The sequence below is a fragment of the Achromobacter deleyi genome (assembly GCF_016127315.1).
GTDB lineage: Bacteria > Pseudomonadota > Gammaproteobacteria > Burkholderiales > Burkholderiaceae_B > Achromobacter > Achromobacter insuavis_A.
The window spans coordinates 2,355,555-2,371,390 of the sequence record NZ_CP065997.1; the positions used below are offsets into that span (position 1 = coordinate 2,355,555).

Here is a 15,836-nt window from a genome sequence, read left to right on the forward strand (position 1 = left end):
CGGGTAATGTAGCCCGGCGGCCGCGCCCGTGCGATTTCCTGTTGTTCTTCGCCACGGCGTCGCTGTTCGGCGCCTGCCTGACCGCCAAGCTGCGCACGGGCAGCTATGGGCTGGAAATTCCCGATGCGCCCTATCTGTACGAACGCGCCGATTTCTTCCTGGACGCGGTGGTCGCCGGGTTGGTCGCGACGGCGGCCCTGGCGCTGGCGGAGCGATTGTCACGCGGCCGGCTTCCGGCGCTTGGGCGCGCCGGGCTCGTCGCCGTGGCCGCATTGCTCGCGATCTACCTCGGGCCGCCGGACCCCCAGGTGTTCGGCAACACCTGGGCGCGCTGGGAGGCGACCTTCGAACTGTTCCTGGGCCAGTGGGATATCGCGTTGCCGCTGGCGCTGGCTGCCGCGGCGGTGCGCGGCGCCTTGCGCGGGGTGGCCGGATCGCGGCGCTAGCCGCGCAGCCTGCGATCCAGTTCCAGCACGGTCTGGTACAGCACGCGGGTGCCGTCCAGCAGCTGCGCCGGCTCGATCCATTCCTCGGGGCAGTGGCTGCGCCCGTTCAGGCAGGGGATGAAGATCATGCCGATGGGGCCGGTGGGCGCCATGTAGACGGCGTCGTGGCCGGCGCCGCTGGGCAGGCGCATGTTGGCGTAGCCGAGCTGGTCGGCGGCGGCTTGCACCGCGTCCATTACCAGCGGCGTGCAGTCCGTGGGCTGGGCCCGGCTCAGTGGCACGAAGCCGGCGCTCAGGCGCAGCGCCTTCAGGTCGGCGGCCACGCCGGCCATCAGCGTCTCGGGGAAGGCGTCCAGCACCGCGTTGCTGTCGCTGCGCATTTCCAGCGTCAGCTCGACGCGGCCGGGCACGGCGTTGGCGGCGTTGGGCGTCATGGCGAGCTTGCCGACGGTGGCGACCACGTAGTGCGGATTGCCGCTGGCGGCGCTGGCCTGGCGGCTGGCGGCGTCGATGATGCGGGCCGCGCCGACCAGGGCGTCGCGGCGGATGTCCATGGGCGTGGTGCCGGCGTGGTCGGGCTGGCCTTCGACCGTGATCAGCACGCGGCGGATGCCGACGATGTTGGTGACCACGCCGATGGGCAGCTGGCGGCTCTCCAGCACCGGACCTTGCTCGATGTGCAGTTCGACGAAGGCGGCGGTGCCGTCCGGTCCGCGCAAGGGCCGGGCCAGCGCGGCGGGGTCGCCGCCGATGCGGGCGATGCCTTGCGCCAGCGTCTCGCCGTCGGCGTTGCGGGCGGCCAGCATGTCGGCGCTGAGTTGGCCGCTCAAGGCCCGGCTGCCGACGCAGGAGATGCCGTAGTCGCTGGGCTCTTCCGACAGGAAGTCGATGACCTCGAACGGGTGTTCCAGTTCGATGCCGTGTTCCCGCATCGTGTGGGCGACCTCGATGCCGGCCAGCACGCCGATGATGCCGTCGAAACGGCCGCCGCTCATGACGGTGTCGCAATGCGAGCCGGTGGCGATGGGTTTGCGTTGCGCGTTGCGGCCGGCGCGGGCGCCGACCAGGTTGCCGCCGGCGTCCAGGCGCGTGGTCAAACCCGCGGCCTCGAATTCACCGCGCAGCCACTCGCGCGCCTCCAGGAACAGCGGCGAGAACGCGCGCCGAGTCCAGGGCTGGTCGGGCAGGGTGTAGCGCGACAGGGTCTCGACGCGGGCCCAGAGGCGTTCGGCGTTCAACGGAGGAAAGGACATGGCCATGCCGTTCATGCCTTGCGCGGACGCAGGAAGCGGCCGTCGCCCTTGTTGTTGACGATGCGGCGGCCATCATAGACCTGCTGGCCGCGGCACCAGGTGCCGGCCACGCGCACCGTGAACTCGCGGCCCTCGAACGAACTCCATTGCACCGCCGACAGGCTGGTGGACGGATCGTAGGCATGGCGTTCCGGCGTCAGGATGACGATGTCGGCGTCCTTGCCGACTTCCAGCGTGCCCTTGCGGTCGTCCAGCAGGAAGTGGCGCGCGGGGTTGTCGCACAGCTGGCGCACCACCATCGACGGCGAGATGCCGTGTTCCTCGCAACCGGTCCAGAAGGCCGGCAGCAGCGTTTCCAGGCCCGGGCCGCCGGACGAGTTCTTGAAGACGTTGGGGTTCTGTTTGCGCTCCAGGCCCCAGCTGACGTGATCCGACGACACGAAGGTGCACTCGTCGTTGGCGATGTGGGTCCACAGCAGGTCGACCTCGGCCTTGGGGCGGATCGGCGGATAGTGCTTGGTCTTGGCGCCGAAGCGGCGGGTGTGTTCCTCGTGGTTCAGCATCAGGTACTGCACGCAGGTCTCGATGCTGGCGCGGTGGCCGTTGCGGCGGAACATGTTGCAGATCTCGAAGCCGCGCGACGTGGACACGTGCACCGCGTGGGCGCGGGCGCCGGTCTCGGCGCCGATCTCATAGATCAGCGCGGTGGCCAGGTTCTCGATCAGCGGCGTGTGGGCGCGCATGAAGGCGTCCCAGCCGGTGTCGTCGGCCTCGATCAGGCGCGCGATGTTCTTGCGCGTCATTTCCTGCATCTGGTTGTGCACGCCGCACACCAGGCCGGACGGCGCGATCAGGCGGAAGGCATCGTACAGATCGTCTTCCTCGATGCGGGGGAAGCGGCCGGGCGTGGCTTCGAAGGTGGAGAACTTGAAGGCACAGACGCCGCCTTCGATCAGGCCGGCGGCGGCGGCCAGGCCGTGTTCCTTGTTCAGGGTGCCGAACAGCGCCACGTCGACGTGGCAGTCGCGCTCGACCTCGGCGATCTTGGCGTCCAGGTGCGGACGCGAGGCGACCGGCTCGGGATCGTCGTAGGGCATGTCGACCATGACCGTGACGCCGCCGGCGGCGGCGGCGCGCGAGGCCCAGCCCAGGCCTTCCTGGTTGGCCTGGCTGCCGGAGTGCACCTGGCCGTCGACCACGCCGGGGATGATCCACTGCCCGCTGGCGTCGACGCTGTCGCGTGCCGCGGGGGCGGCGCCGGTGCCGCGCGCGGCGATCCTGCCGTCCTGCACGGCCAGCCAGCCGTTTTCCACGATGCCGTGCGGATCGACGATATTGCCGCGCACCACCCAATCGAAATCGCTCATGACCACTTCCATCCAATGAAGAACTGAAGGGCAGTGTAGTAAGCACGATTCAAAACGTCTTATGCTTATATGTGCATGGGAATTAACATCAGGTTAAGCATATGAAATTGAATCTGCGCCAGATCGAGGTCTTCCGCGCCATCATGTTGAGCGGTTCGATCAGCGGCGCCTCCAAGCTGCTGTTCGTGTCGCAACCCGCCGTCAGCCGGCTGATCGCCTACACCGAGCAGCGCCTGGGCCTGATGCTGTTCGAGCGCATCAAGGGGCGGCTGTACCCCACGCCCGAGGCGCGGCGGCTGTTCGTCGAAGTGACCGCGCTCTACCAGAACGTGCAGCGCGTCAACGAGGTGGCCGACAACCTGGCGGAGAACCGCGAGGGCCAGTTGCGCCTGTCCTGTAGCCCGAGCCTGGGCCAGTCGCTGCTGCCGCGCGCCATCGCCCGCTTTCGCCAGCTGCATCCGGAGATCCGCATCGTGCTGCAGACGCTGATCCCGGCGGTGATGGAGCAGTCGCTGCTGACCCAGCAGGTCGAGCTGGGCGTCGCCTATATGCCGGTGAACCATCCCAGCCTGGCGACCCGGCCGCTCTATGAGAACCGCATCGTGGCGGTGCTGCCCGCCGGCCATCCGCTGGCCGGACGCCGCCAGGTCACCGCCGCCGAGCTGGCGCGCGAGCCGCTGATCGGCTACAGCGCCGACATTCCCTTCGGCATGCTGGTGCACAAGCTGTTCGGCGCCGAGGACGCGCAGCCCGAGCCGCGCATCGAGGTGCAGCAGGCGCACGTGGCCTGCGCCCTGGTGCAGGCCGGCGCCGGCGTGGCGCTGGTGGACGAGATCACCGTGGCCGGCCCGATCTGGTCGGACGTGGTGACGGTGCCGATCGCCGATACGGTCAACGCGCCGGTCAATGTGTTCCACCTGCAATTGCAGCCGCTGTCGCGCCTGGCGCAGGCCTTCATCGACGTGCTGGTGAGGCTGGACCAGCCCGCCGGCGCCTGATCTTTTCCCCTGCCGGCGCCTGGGGATATCCCTAGGTCCGTTCTGCCCCCGGATTGCCCTTCTCTCGGGGCGCACCCCGCTATTAACTCAATGTTATGAACAAGGCATAAAAGGTAATACGACATTAACGGGATTGGTTCCTATGATGCCCTCGTCTATCCAGCGCGAACGCCGCTGGAGCCGCTAAACGCAATCGGGAAAGGAAGGGCGCAGCAATGGGAAGAATCTTGACGATGCAGGATGTCGAAGCCGCGGTCAGGGGCGGTTCGGTGTTTGCCTGTGGCGGGGGCGGCTGGGCCGAGCATGGCCGCGAACTGGGATCGCTGGCCGTGACCATCGGCCGGCCCGAACTGGTGTCGATGGACGAAGTGCCCGATGACGCCTGGATCGCCACCGCCGCCGCCATCGGCGCGCCCGGCGGCCTGACCGACTGGCAGATGCTGGGCATCGACTACGTCAAGGCGGCCGAGCGCCTGCAGGATGCGCTGGGCGAGCGCCTGTATGGCCTGATCATCGGCCAGAACGGCATGTCCAGCACGCTCAACGGCTGGCTGCCGTCGGCGGTGCTGGGCACCAAGGTGGTGGACGCGGTGGGCGACATCCGCGCCCATCCCACCGGCGACATGGGCTCGCTGGGCCTGGCCGGCAGCCCCGAGCCGATGATCCAGTGCGCCGTGGGCGGCAACCGCGCCAACAACGCCTATATGGAACTGACCGTGCACGGCGCCACCGGCAAGGTGTCGCCCGTGCTGCGCAAGGCCGCCGACATGGCCGGCGGCTTCATCGCCAGCTGCCGCAACCCGATCCGCGCGTCGTACGTGCGGCGCCACGCCGCGCTGGGCGGCATCAGCCGCGCGCTGGCGCTGGGCGAAGCGATCCTGGCGGCTCAGCCCAAGGGCGGCAGCGCCGTGATCGACGCCATCTGCAAGGCCACGCAGGGCGAGATCATCGGTTCCGGCAAGGTGGTGCGCAACACCCTCAAGTACACCGAGGAAGCCTTCGACATCGGCACGGTCGAGATCGGCGAGGGCGCGGGCAAGCGCGTCATCCACGTCATGAACGAACACATGGCGGTGACCGACGGGCAGGGCGAGCGCATCGCCTGCTATCCGGACGTGATCACCACGCTGGACGCCGATGGCAACCCGGTCAGCGCCGGCAAGCTGCGCGAGGGCCTGCAGGTGTCCATCCTGCACGTGTCCAAGCAGCACATCCCGCTGTCCTCCAGCGTCACCGACGCGTCGGTCTACCCCATCGTCGAGAAGGCGCTGGGCATGGACTTCACCGGCTACGCGCTGGGCCACTGAGGGGTATCGCGATGAAACGTGAATTCAAGGTGCCGGGCGGCGCCACGCTGCGTTGCAAGGGCTGGCGCCAGGAAGCGCTGCTGCGCCTGCTGGAGAACGTGCTGGCGGTGGGCGAGGACCCCGCCAACCTGGTGGTCTACGCGGCGCTGGGCCGCGCCGCGCGCGACTGGCCGTCGCACGACGCCATCGTGCGCGCGCTGATGACGCTGGAAGAAGACCAGACCCTGATCGTGCAATCCGGCAAGCCCATCGGCGTGCTGCGCACCCATCCGCAGGCGCCGATCGTGATCATGGCCAACTGCAACATGATCGGCCAGTGGGCGCATGCGGAGAACTTCTACCGCCTGCAGGACGACAACCTGATCTGCTGGGGCGGCCTGACCGCCGGCGATTGGCAGTACATCGGCTCGCAGGGCGTGATCCAGGGCACCTACGAGATTTTCTCGCGCATCGCCGAGCGCCATTTCGACAACGACCTGCGCGGCCGCTTCATCCTGACCGCGGGCATGGGCGGCATGGGCGGCGCCCAGCCGCTGGCGGGCCGTATGGCCAACGCCGCCATCCTGACGGTCGAGATCGATCCGGAACGCATCGAGAAACGCATCAAGGCCGGCTTCCTGGAACGCCGCGCCGACACGCTGGACGAGGCGCTGGCGCTGATCCGCGACGCGCAGGCGGCGCGCCGCCCGCTGTCGGTGGGCCTGCTGGGCAATGCCGCCGACGTGTTTCCCGAGATCCTGGCGCGCGGCATCGTGCCCGACATCGTCACCGACCAGACCTCGGCGCATGACCTGGTCTACGGCTACGTGCCGGCCGGCCACACGCTGGAGCAGGTGGCGCGCATGCGCCGCGACGACATGACGGGGCTGATGAATGCCAGCCGCGCGTCGATCGTGCGCCACGTCACCGCGATGCTGGGCTTCAAGGACCGTGGCGCGGTGGTGTTCGACAACGGCAACCTGATCCGCACGCACGCGAAGCAGGGCGGCGTCGAGCGCGCCTTCGAGATCCCGGTGTTCACCGAGGCCTTCCTGCGCCCGCTGTTCGCGCGCGCCATCGGCCCGTTCCGCTGGATCGCGCTGTCCAACGACCCCGACGACATCCGCAAGATCGACGACTTCCTGCTGCGGCGCTTCCCCGACAACCTGATCGTGTCCAACTGGATCCGGCTGGCGCGCGAGTCCGTGCCGTTCGAGGGCCTGCCGGCGCGCATCGCCTGGCTCGGCCACGGCGAGCGCACCGAACTGGCGCTGGAAGTGAACCGCATGGTGCGCGGGGGCATCCTGGCCGCGCCGGTAGCGTTCACCCGCGACCACCTGGACGCCGGCGCGATGGCGCATCCGAACATCATGACCGAGAACATGCGCGACGGCTCCGACGCCATCGCCGACTGGCCGCTGCTGAACGCGATGATCAACTGCTCGTCCAGTGCCGACCTGGTGGCGATCCACTCGGGCGGCGGCGGCTACAGCGGCTACATGACCAGCGCCGGCGTGACGGTGGTGGCCGACGGCACCGACGCGGCGGCGCAGCGCCTGTCGCTGTCGCTGACCAATGACACTGCCAGCGGCGTGCTGCGCTATGCCGACGCCGGCTATGAAGAGGCGCTGGACGAAGTGGACAAAAAGGGTATCGACCGCATCGACACGATGGCGGCGCGGGTCTGAACGGCAGTACATAACAGCCCCGGATACGGGGCGAATCAACGGGAACGTCAATGAAAAACATCGCAATCAACCCGGGCGCGGGGATGGTGGGGGGCAATGCCGCCCACGCGGGCGCCGATGAGCACAAGGGCGCCAAGAAGGCGGTCATCGCCGCCTCGATCGGCAACGCCCTGGAGTGGTACGACTTTTCGGTCTACGCGCTGTTCGCGGTGTATATCGGCCAGAACTTCTTCCACAACGAAGACCCGACGGTGCAGCTGATGGCCTCGTTCCTGGCTTTCGGGCTGGGCTTCGTGGTGCGGCCGCTGGGCGCGCTGGTGCTGGGAGCCTACGGCGACCGCGCCGGCCGCAAGGCCGCGCTGACGCTGACCATCATGCTGATGGCGCTGGGTACGCTGCTGATCGCCATCGCGCCGCCGTACGCCGCCATCGGCGTAGGCGCGCCGCTGCTGATCGTGTGCGGCCGCATGCTGCAGGGCTTCTCGGCCGGCGGCGAAGTCGGCGGCGCCACCGCCTTCCTGGTCGAGCACGCGCCGGCCGGCAAGCGCGGCCAGTACGCCTCGTGGCTGCAGGCCAGCATGGGTATCTCCAACCTGCTGGGCGCGCTGGTCGCCACGCTGGTGACGACGCTGCTGACCGAAGACCAGGTGGGCGAGTGGGGCTGGCGCATTCCGTTCATCGTCGGCCTGGCGATCGCGCCGGTGGGGCTGTGGATGCGCCGCGCACTCGACGAGACGCCGCATTTCCGCGAGGAACAGCAGCGCCAGGCCGCCAGCGGCAAGCCCGCCAAGGCGCCGCTCTTGAGCGTGCTGCGCGATTATCCGCGCGAACTGTTCACCGGCCTGTGCATGTCGGTGCTGTGGGCCATCGGTCCGTACGCGCTGATCATCTTCATGCCGATCTACGTGCAGAAGAGCATGGGCTTCACCAGCTCGCAGGCCTTTCTGGGCGCGCTGGTGGGCAACCTGTTCCTGATCGGCGGCTGCTTCTTCTCGGGCACGCTGTCCGACCGCTACGGCCGCCGCACCGTGCTGCGCGCCTCGGCCCTGCTGCTGCTGATCGCGGTGTATCCGTTGATGATGTGGCTGCAGGCCAACCACACGCAGTTCGCGCTGATCGTGGTGCAGTCGTCGTTCTGCCTGCTGGTGGCGCTGTACGTCGGCACCGCGCCGTCGGCGCTGTCGGAAGTGTTCCCGACGGCGGTGCGCTCGTCCGGCATGTCCCTGGCCTACAACACCGCCGTGACGGTGCTGGGCGGCTTCGCGCCGGCCATCCTGACCTGGATCACCTACACCACCGGCGTGGCCTTCGCGCCGGCGCTGTATGTGATGGGCGCCTGCGTGGTCGCGCTGGTGGCGTTGACCGTGCTGCCGCAGAAGAATCATGTCTGAGGCCGGCAAGCGGTTTACGAACGTGGCGCTTGCAAGCTTGCCGGCGCGCCGGCCGGCCGCGAGCGGCCTGCGCCGCTGGCTCGGCCGCGCCGCCGCCGCGCTGGGCGTGGCGGCCATGCTGGCCGCGCCTGCCGCGCAAGCGGCTGAAGGCGCCGAACTGGTGCTGCTGGGCGTGGCCGGCGGCCCGACCTGGTACGGCAATGACGCGCCCCACGGCATCTCGTCGGCGCTGGTGGTGGACGGCAAGGCCTACATCGTCGACCTGGGCTCGGGCGCCTACCGGCAACTGCGCCGCGCCGGCATCAAGCCGGGCGCCGAGCAGGCCGTGTTCCTCACGCACCTGCACACCGACCACATCATCGACCTGGCCAGCCTGCTGATGTACGACCCCAGCGCGCGCCGCCGCGCCAAGGCGTCGCTGCAGATCTACGGGCCGGGCCGCCGCGGCGCCTTGCCGCCGCTGGCGCCGGGCCTGGCGGGCGATCCGGTGATCCATGCCGAGAATCCGGGCGCGGGCACCGTGGACCTGGTGGACTCGGTGGTCGCCGGCATGGCCGCCGACCTCAACATCCGCGTGCGCAGCGAAGGCGTGCCGGACGTGCGCGGTTTCTTCCAGGCGCATGACATCGTCGTGCCGGCCGGCGTGGTGAAGGATCCGAACGTCGATCCGGCGCCGCCGATGGAGCCGTTCGAGGTCTGGCGCGACGAGCGCGTGACGGTCAGCGCGATCCTGGTGCCGCACGGGCTGGTGTATCCCAACTTCGCCTACCGTCTCGACACCGCGTCGGGCTCGGTGGTGTTCTCGGGCGACACCGCGCTCAGCCCCAACCTGGTCAAGCTGGCGCGCGGCGCCGACATCCTGGTGCACGAGGCGATCGATCCCGCCTGGGTCGACCATATCGTCGGCCCCAAGCCATGGGACGCGCGCCAGCAGGCGCTGGCCCGGCAGCTGCTGGAGGCGCACACCACGCCGCAGCAGGCGGGCGAGGCGGCCACCCAGGCCGGCGTGCGCAAGCTGGTGCTGTCGCACCTGGTGCCCGGCGATGCGCCGGCCGACCATTGGCTGCACGCCCGCGAGACCTTCAAGGGGCCGGTGGTACTGGGCCAGGATTTGATGCGTATTCCCCTGAAGCAACCCTAGGGCCTGTTCACACTAAAAGGAGCCTCGCACAGGCTCTAAGCGTCATCGGAGGCGGAATGAAGTCTTTGCGTGTGGAAACCCATCGACGCGCGGCGTGCGCGTGGAGCCGGATGGCGCTGCTGGCGGCGTTGATGCTCGGCACGGCCGCGCAGGCGGCAGACGATTGCAGCGTAACGCTGGACGGTAAATCGTTGACCGCCGCGCAGGTGCTGGCGGTGGCGCGGCAGGATTGCGCCGTCGCCATCGCGCCGGCCGCGGCGCGGCGCGCGGCGCGCGCCTACGACCTGCTGCTGGCCTACGCGCGCCTGGACAAGCCGGTCTACGGCCTGAATCGGGGCGTGGGACTGAACAAGGACCAGACCATCTTCCAGGGCGGCGAGATCTCGCCCGAGGTGCGGCGCCTGTCCGAACAGTTCAACCGCAACCTGCTGCATTCGCACAGTGCCGCCTACGGCGCCGAGGCGCCGCGCGACGTGACCCGCGCCGCCATGCTGATCCGCCTGAACACCGCGCTGTTCGGCGGCGCCGGCATGCAGCCGGCGGTGCTGGAGCAATACGCCGCGTTTCTCAACCGCGACGTGACGCCGGTGATGCTGGGCGAAGGCTCGGTCGGCCAGGCCGACATCACCATCCTGCCGCAGATCGGCCTGGTGATGATGGGCGAGGGCGAAGCCTGGCACGGCGGCCGTCGCATGGGCGCCGAGCAGGCCCTGCGCGAGGCCGGACTGGCGGCGGTGCGTCCGTTCGGCAAGGACGCGCTCTCGATGGTCAGCTCGAACGCCTACGGCGCCGCGCTGGCGGTGCTGGCCGCGCACGATGCGCGCGCGTTGCTGGCGCAGGCCGACGCGGTGGCGGCGCTGTCGCTGGAAGGCCTGGACGGCAACCTGGCGCCGCTGCTGGCGCCGGCGCAGGCGCAGCGGCCCTACGCCGGCCAGCGCCAGACCGCCGAGCGCATGCTGGGCCTGCTGCGCGGCAGCGCGCTGTGGAAGCGCGACCCGCAGCGGCCATTGCAGGACCCGCTGAGTTTTCGCACGGTGAGCCAGGTGCATGGCGCGGCGCGCGACCTGCTGGCGCTGCTGGACCGGCAGTTGCAGGTGCAGATCAACAGTTCCGACGATAACCCGACGGTGGTGCTGGATGCGGCGCCCGCGGCCGATGCGCCCGAGTACGAGACGCAGTATTACGTGACCTCGGGCCCGGTGCGTGGCGCGGTGATCCCCAGCGCGGGGTTCGATCCCAGCGCCTGGGTCCTGCCGTTGCAAGGTACCGCGGTGGCGCTGTCGCAGGTGGCGCAATTGTCGGCGCAGCGCACCTTGCGCCTGACGGATCCGGCGTTCACGCGGCTGCCGCGTTTTCTCAGTCCGGGCAATGGCGCCATCGGCTATGGCCCGATCCAGAAGACGGTGTCGTCGCTGGCGGCGGACGTGCGCGCCCTGTCGGGGCCGGTCGTGACCGACGTGCAGCCCCAGGCCGGCAACATCGAGGACGTCGGCACCAACGCGCCGCTGACCGGGCTGCGCGTGACCGGCCAGGTCGCGTCCCTGACCCGGCTGCTGGCGGTGGAACTGATGCACGGCGCCCAGGCGGTCGACCTGCGCTATCCGCAGGGGCCGGCGGCGGCCCTGGGCCAGGGCACCGCCAGCCTGTGGCGGGACTTCCGCGCGCAGGTGCCTGCCATGGTCGAGGACCGGCGCAACGACGCCGACGTCATCACCGCCACCGCCTTCCTGCGCCAGGCCCGGGCGCAACCGCCGGCCTGGGGCCGGGCCGACGCGGAGCGCTGAACGGCAGGGCGGGAAAGCCCGCCCGCGCCCGTCCGCAAACCCCTGCCGGTGATACGGTTTTTTCCTGGAACGGACCGTTGCGTCGCCAGTGCCCGCGCCGCGGCCACAAGGCGCTTGCCGACGGGCGATTTGCGCTACATTTGCCCGACGCGCCGCGGGGCGTCGGCCAGTGGCCGCGCCCGCCACGATCGCCACCCCTCATCGCCACCCGGATCTCCAGGAGCTCCCCCGCATGTCTTCCCTCGACTCGTTCGCCATCACCCGGAAATGGCCCGCCCGGCATCCCGACCGCATCCAGCTCTATTCGCTGCCCACGCCCAATGGCGTCAAGGTGTCGATCCTGCTGGAAGAGCTGGGCCTGCCCTATGAGCCGCACCGGGTCAGTTTCGATTCGCAAGACCAGTTCTCGCCGGAATTCCTGTCGCTCAGCCCGAACAACAAGATCCCGGCCATCCTCGATCCCAACGGTCCGGACGGCAAGCCGCTGGCGCTGTTCGAGTCCGGCGCCATCCTGGTCTACCTGGCCAGCAAGACCGGCCAGTTCATCCCCGCCGACACCGCCGGGCGCTACGAGACCCTGCAATGGGTGATGTTCCAGATGGGCGGCATCGGCCCGATGTTCGGCCAGCTGGGCTTTTTCCATAAGTTCGCCGGCAAGGACTACGAGGACAAGCGTCCGCGCGACCGCTACGTGGCCGAATCCAAGCGCCTGCTGGGCGTGCTGGACAAGCGCCTGGAAGGCCGCGACTGGGTCATGGGCGACCAATACACCATCGCCGACATCGCCATCCTGCCGTGGGTGCGCAACCTGGTTGGTTTCTACGGCGCGGGCGAGCTGGTCGAGTTCTCGCAGTTCAAGAACGTCGCGCGGGTGCTGGAGGCCTTCGTGGCGCGTCCGGCGGTGGCCAAGGGTCTGACAATTCCGGCCTGACGGGCGGTTTGCACCGGGGTCGGCCGGGGCCTGACGCCCCGCCGGTCCCGGGGAAATGGGTCCAACATCGGACTGTTCTCGTGTTAACGAGTCTCCAAGATTCGGCCTGCTTGCGCCGCGTCAAACAACCCCGATACTTTCATGCTTTTCGGTAATATGTTTATTACTGAAAAGCGTAAGCTGCCTCCATAAGCTGGACGACGCAGTACGAACACCCGACGTGCGCGCTGCCCGGCACGCAACGGAGGGTCAAATGAAGCATTTCGGGATCAAGGCGGTGGCGCTGGTGGCGCTGCTGGGGATAGGCGGCGGGATTGGCGGCGCCCACCTGTTGACCGCCATCCGCAAGACGGACAGCACCACCACCGTGGATCCGCAGGACCGCCGGCTGGCCGAAGCCGGCGCCTATATCGCGCGCACCGCCGACTGTGTCGCCTGTCATAGCGTGCCGGGCGACAAGCCCTTCGCGGGCGGCCTGGCGATGCAGACGCCGGTCGGCACGATCTACTCGTCCAACATCACGCCCGACAAGACCGCGGGCATCGGCGCCTACAGCTACGCCGACTTCAAGAACGCGGTGCAGTACGGCATCCGCAAGGACGGCGCCGCGCTCTATCCGGCCATGCCGTATCCGTCGTACGCCATCATGCCCGACCGCGACATCCAGGCGCTCTACGCCTACTTCATGGCCGACGTCGCGCCGGTCGACAAGCCCAGCGCCGATTCGACCATTCCCTGGCCCCTGAACATGCGCTGGCCCATGGCCTGGTGGCAGCTGCTGTTCGCCGGCAAGCGCGACTTCGCCGCGCCCGCCGGCGCCAACGAGAAGGTGACGCGCGGCGCCTACCTGGTGGAAGGCCCCGGGCATTGCGGCGCCTGCCATACGCCGCGCGGCCTGGCCTACCAGGAAAAGGCGCTGTCGATGGCCGATGGCGACGCGTTCCTGTCTGGCGCCGTGATCGACGGCTGGCGCGCCAAGAGCCTGCGCGGCGAGGCCCGCGGCCTGGCTTCCTGGAGCGCGGCCGACATCGCCCTGTTCCTCAAGACCGGCCGCACCGACCGGGTCGCGGTGTTCGGCGCCATGGCCGACGTGGTCGAGCACAGCACGCGCTATTTCACCGATGACGACCTGGCCAGCATCGCCGCGTATCTGAAGCAGCTGCCGCCCGTGAAGGGCAAGGTGCCGGTGTTCCCGGCCAAGGCGGACGCCACCACCGCGTCGCTGCTGGCCGGCCGCTACGACTCGCGCGGCGCGGTGATCTACATGGAGCATTGCGTCATCTGCCACCGGGCAGACGGCCAGGGCATGCCGCGCATCTTCCCGGCGCTGGCGGGCAACTCCGCGATCTTCGCGCAGAACCCGCAGTCGATCATCCAGATCACCCTGGAAGGCGGCAAGATGCCCGCCAACGACCATGACACCATGGCCTTCGCGATGCCGCGCTTCAACCACCTGAGCGACCAGGACATCACCGACGTCATCAACTTCATCCGCACGGCCTGGACCAACCAGGCGCCGCCGATCGCCAGCGACGAGGTCGCGCACATCCGCGACTTCCTGGCCAGCAAGAAGCCGAACATCGTGTCGGGAGGCAAGCATGAATAACCTGTACAAGATCGCCGCCACGGTGGCGCTGGCGGCCGCGGCCGGCGGCGGCATGACCGCGCTGGCGGCCCCGCCGGCGCCGGCCGAGACCAAGACCTTCGCCGTGCTCGACAAGGACGGCAAGCGGTTGGCCGACTACACCATTCCGTCCGACACCCTGATCGACAAGGAACCCAACGCCGAACAGATCCGCCACGGCCAGCGCCTGCTCAACGAAACCCGCCGGCTGCTACCGAACAACACCGGCGCCAGCCTCAACTGCAGCAGCTGCCACGTGCAGCAGGGCAAGAAGCCGCTGGGCGCGCCGTACATCAATTCGGTCAATTCGTTCCCGCAGTTCAACCCGCGCGCGGGCCGCGAAGTGACGCTGGCGGATCGCATCAACGGCTGTTTCCAACGCTCCATGAACGGCAAGCCGCTGGACAAGGAATCGCCGGAAATGCTGGCGATGCTGGCCTACATGAAGTGGCTGGCGCAGGACGTGCCGCATGGCGCCCAGGTGCAGATCAAGAACGCCTGGCCCATCGATACCAAGCTGGTTCCCGATTCGGCGCGCGGCAAGACCCTGTACGGGGCGCAGTGCGCGGCCTGCCACGGCGCCAACGGCGAGGGCAAGCGCGACGGCGCCGGCAACATCGTGTTCCCGCCGCTGTGGGGCGACGAATCGTTCAACATCGGCGCGGGCCTGGCGCGCACCTACAAGGCGGCGGCGTTCATTCGCAACAGCATGCCGATGGGGGTGAACACCCATGGCAACTGGGGCGAGGGCGCGGTGCTGTCCGACCAGGACGCGGTGGACGTGGCCGAGTACTTCACCCACATGCCGCGGCCGGACTTCCCGCCCAAGGACAAGGACTGGCCGGACGGCAAGAAGCCCAAGGACGCGCGCTACTGACGCGTGGCGGGGCGGGCCGCCGGCTTGCCCCGCGTCCTACAATCGGCGGGTCATCCTTTGTCCGGGCCCGCCATGGAACTGCGCCAGCTTCGTTATTTCGTTCGCGTCGTCGAAGCCGGCAGCATCGGCCGCGCGGCCATGTCGCTCGGCATGGTGACGTCCGCGCTCAGCCAGCAGATCAGCCGGCTCGAAGGCGAACTGGCCACGCGGCTGCTGCAACGCAGCGCCAGCGGCGTGGTGCCGACCGACGCCGGCCTGGCGTTCTTCCGCCAGGCCCAGCTCGCGCTGCGCCATGCCGACGACGCCGTCCACGCCGCGCAGCAGGCGCGCCTGGCCGGCCATGTCAGCGTCGGCCTGTCGTCCACCACCGCGTCCATCCTGGGGGCGCCGTTCGTGCAGGCCATGAACCAGCGCTATCCCGACATCCGCCTGCATCTGGTCGAGGCGCTGTCGGGCCACCTGGCCGACATGCTCAACGGCCGCCAGCTCGACCTGGCCGTCGTATTTCACGCCGAAGCGGCGCGCCGCTGGAGCGTGATGCCGCTGCTGGACGAGCCGTTGTTCCTGTGCGCCGGGCGCGGCATGCCCGGCCTGCCCGCCGGCCCGACCACCCGCCTGGAAGCGATCGCCGGCCTGCCGCTGGTGCTGCCCAGCGGCCGCCACGGGCTGCGCGCCCTGGTCAGCCAGGCGTTCCAGCAGCGCGGGCTGACGCCGCGCGTGGTGGCCGAGGTCGATGGCCTGGCGCTGCTGATGGACGTGGTGCAGCTGGGCTATGCCGCCACCATTCAGCCCAGTTCCGCCACCGCGCGCATCGCGCCGGGGCCGCTCGCCATGGCGCGGATCGACGACGCCGACCTGTTCCGGCCCAACCTGCTGGCCAGCCTGTCGGACGACGAGCTGTCGCCCGCCGCGCTGGCCGCGCGCCTGGTGCTGGCCGACGTGTCGCGCGGCCTGGCGCGCGACGGCAAGTGGGCGGTGACGACGTTGCACGCGGCCTGAGCGGATGCCGCACCCTTCACGAATCATGAAGACCCGTTGACGCCGCGCTGA

The 15,836-nt window shown here is 69.3% G+C and carries 13 protein-coding genes; 11 read left to right on the forward strand and 2 right to left on the reverse strand.

Translation table 11 applies throughout. The features are described 5' to 3' along the window. The first annotated feature begins 41 nt into the window (after window positions 1–41). On the forward strand, window positions 42–446 hold the full coding sequence (locus I6I07_RS10640) for a hypothetical protein (RefSeq protein ID WP_232626033.1): 405 nt from the start codon (window positions 42–44) through the stop codon (window positions 444–446). On the opposite strand, the gene I6I07_RS10645 is transcribed toward I6I07_RS10640, so the two are convergent. Both I6I07_RS10645 and I6I07_RS10650 read right to left on the reverse strand, forming a co-directional pair. Beyond that, the gene (locus I6I07_RS10645; protein WP_198486603.1) at window positions 443–1,705 is read right to left on the reverse strand and encodes a Zn-dependent hydrolase; all 1,263 of its coding nucleotides are present in this window, start codon (window positions 1,703–1,705) and stop codon (window positions 443–445) included. The two genes, I6I07_RS10640 and I6I07_RS10645, sit on opposite strands and share 4 nt — an antisense overlap. Window positions 1,706–1,710: 5 nt before the next feature. After that, on the reverse strand, window positions 1,711–3,066 hold the full coding sequence (locus tag I6I07_RS10650; RefSeq protein ID WP_198486604.1) for a dihydroorotase: 1,356 nt from the start codon (window positions 3,064–3,066) through the stop codon (window positions 1,711–1,713). 101 nt (window positions 3,067–3,167) lie between these two features. On the opposite strand from I6I07_RS10650, the gene I6I07_RS10655 reads away from it, so the two are divergent. The 10 genes from I6I07_RS10655 (at window position 3,168) to I6I07_RS10700 (ending at window position 15,785) form a co-directional block, all read left to right on the forward strand. Next, window positions 3,168–4,064, forward strand: a complete 897-nt coding sequence (locus tag I6I07_RS10655; RefSeq protein WP_198486605.1) for a LysR family transcriptional regulator — start codon at window positions 3,168–3,170, stop codon at window positions 4,062–4,064. A 215-nt stretch (window positions 4,065–4,279) separates the two neighbouring features. After that, entirely contained in the window at window positions 4,280–5,371 is a 1,092-nt protein-coding gene (locus I6I07_RS10660; RefSeq protein WP_198486606.1) for a DUF917 domain-containing protein, read from the forward strand. A gap of 11 nt (window positions 5,372–5,382) precedes the next feature. Then, on the forward strand, window positions 5,383–7,038 hold the full coding sequence (locus I6I07_RS10665) for a urocanate hydratase (RefSeq protein WP_198486607.1): 1,656 nt from the start codon (window positions 5,383–5,385) through the stop codon (window positions 7,036–7,038). 50 nt (window positions 7,039–7,088) lie between these two features. Beyond that, on the forward strand, window positions 7,089–8,429 hold the full coding sequence (locus I6I07_RS10670; protein ID WP_420094572.1) for an MFS transporter: 1,341 nt from the start codon (window positions 7,089–7,091) through the stop codon (window positions 8,427–8,429). A 22-nt stretch (window positions 8,430–8,451) separates the two neighbouring features. Then, window positions 8,452–9,570: an MBL fold metallo-hydrolase gene (locus I6I07_RS10675; RefSeq protein WP_232626034.1), complete on the forward strand. Its 1,119-nt coding sequence runs from the start codon at window positions 8,452–8,454 to the stop codon at window positions 9,568–9,570. A 110-nt stretch (window positions 9,571–9,680) separates the two neighbouring features. Continuing rightward, window positions 9,681–11,354, forward strand: a complete 1,674-nt coding sequence (locus I6I07_RS10680) for an HAL/PAL/TAL family ammonia-lyase (RefSeq protein WP_198487480.1) — start codon at window positions 9,681–9,683, stop codon at window positions 11,352–11,354. A 232-nt stretch (window positions 11,355–11,586) separates the two neighbouring features. After that, window positions 11,587–12,285, forward strand: coding sequence for a glutathione S-transferase N-terminal domain-containing protein (locus tag I6I07_RS10685; RefSeq protein WP_198486608.1), 699 nt, complete (start codon window positions 11,587–11,589; stop codon window positions 12,283–12,285). Window positions 12,286–12,538: 253 nt separating this feature from the next. After that, the gene (locus I6I07_RS10690; protein WP_198486609.1) at window positions 12,539–13,891 is read left to right on the forward strand and encodes a c-type cytochrome; all 1,353 of its coding nucleotides are present in this window, start codon (window positions 12,539–12,541) and stop codon (window positions 13,889–13,891) included. Next, on the forward strand, window positions 13,884–14,786 hold the full coding sequence (locus I6I07_RS10695; protein ID WP_198486610.1) for a c-type cytochrome: 903 nt from the start codon (window positions 13,884–13,886) through the stop codon (window positions 14,784–14,786). Before I6I07_RS10690 ends, I6I07_RS10695 begins: the two co-directional genes overlap by 8 nt. A 72-nt stretch (window positions 14,787–14,858) precedes the next feature. Continuing rightward, a complete protein-coding gene (locus I6I07_RS10700) occupies window positions 14,859–15,785 on the forward strand; it encodes a LysR family transcriptional regulator (protein ID WP_198486611.1) in 927 nt (308 codons plus the stop codon). Window positions 15,786–15,836: the final 51 nt, after the last annotated feature.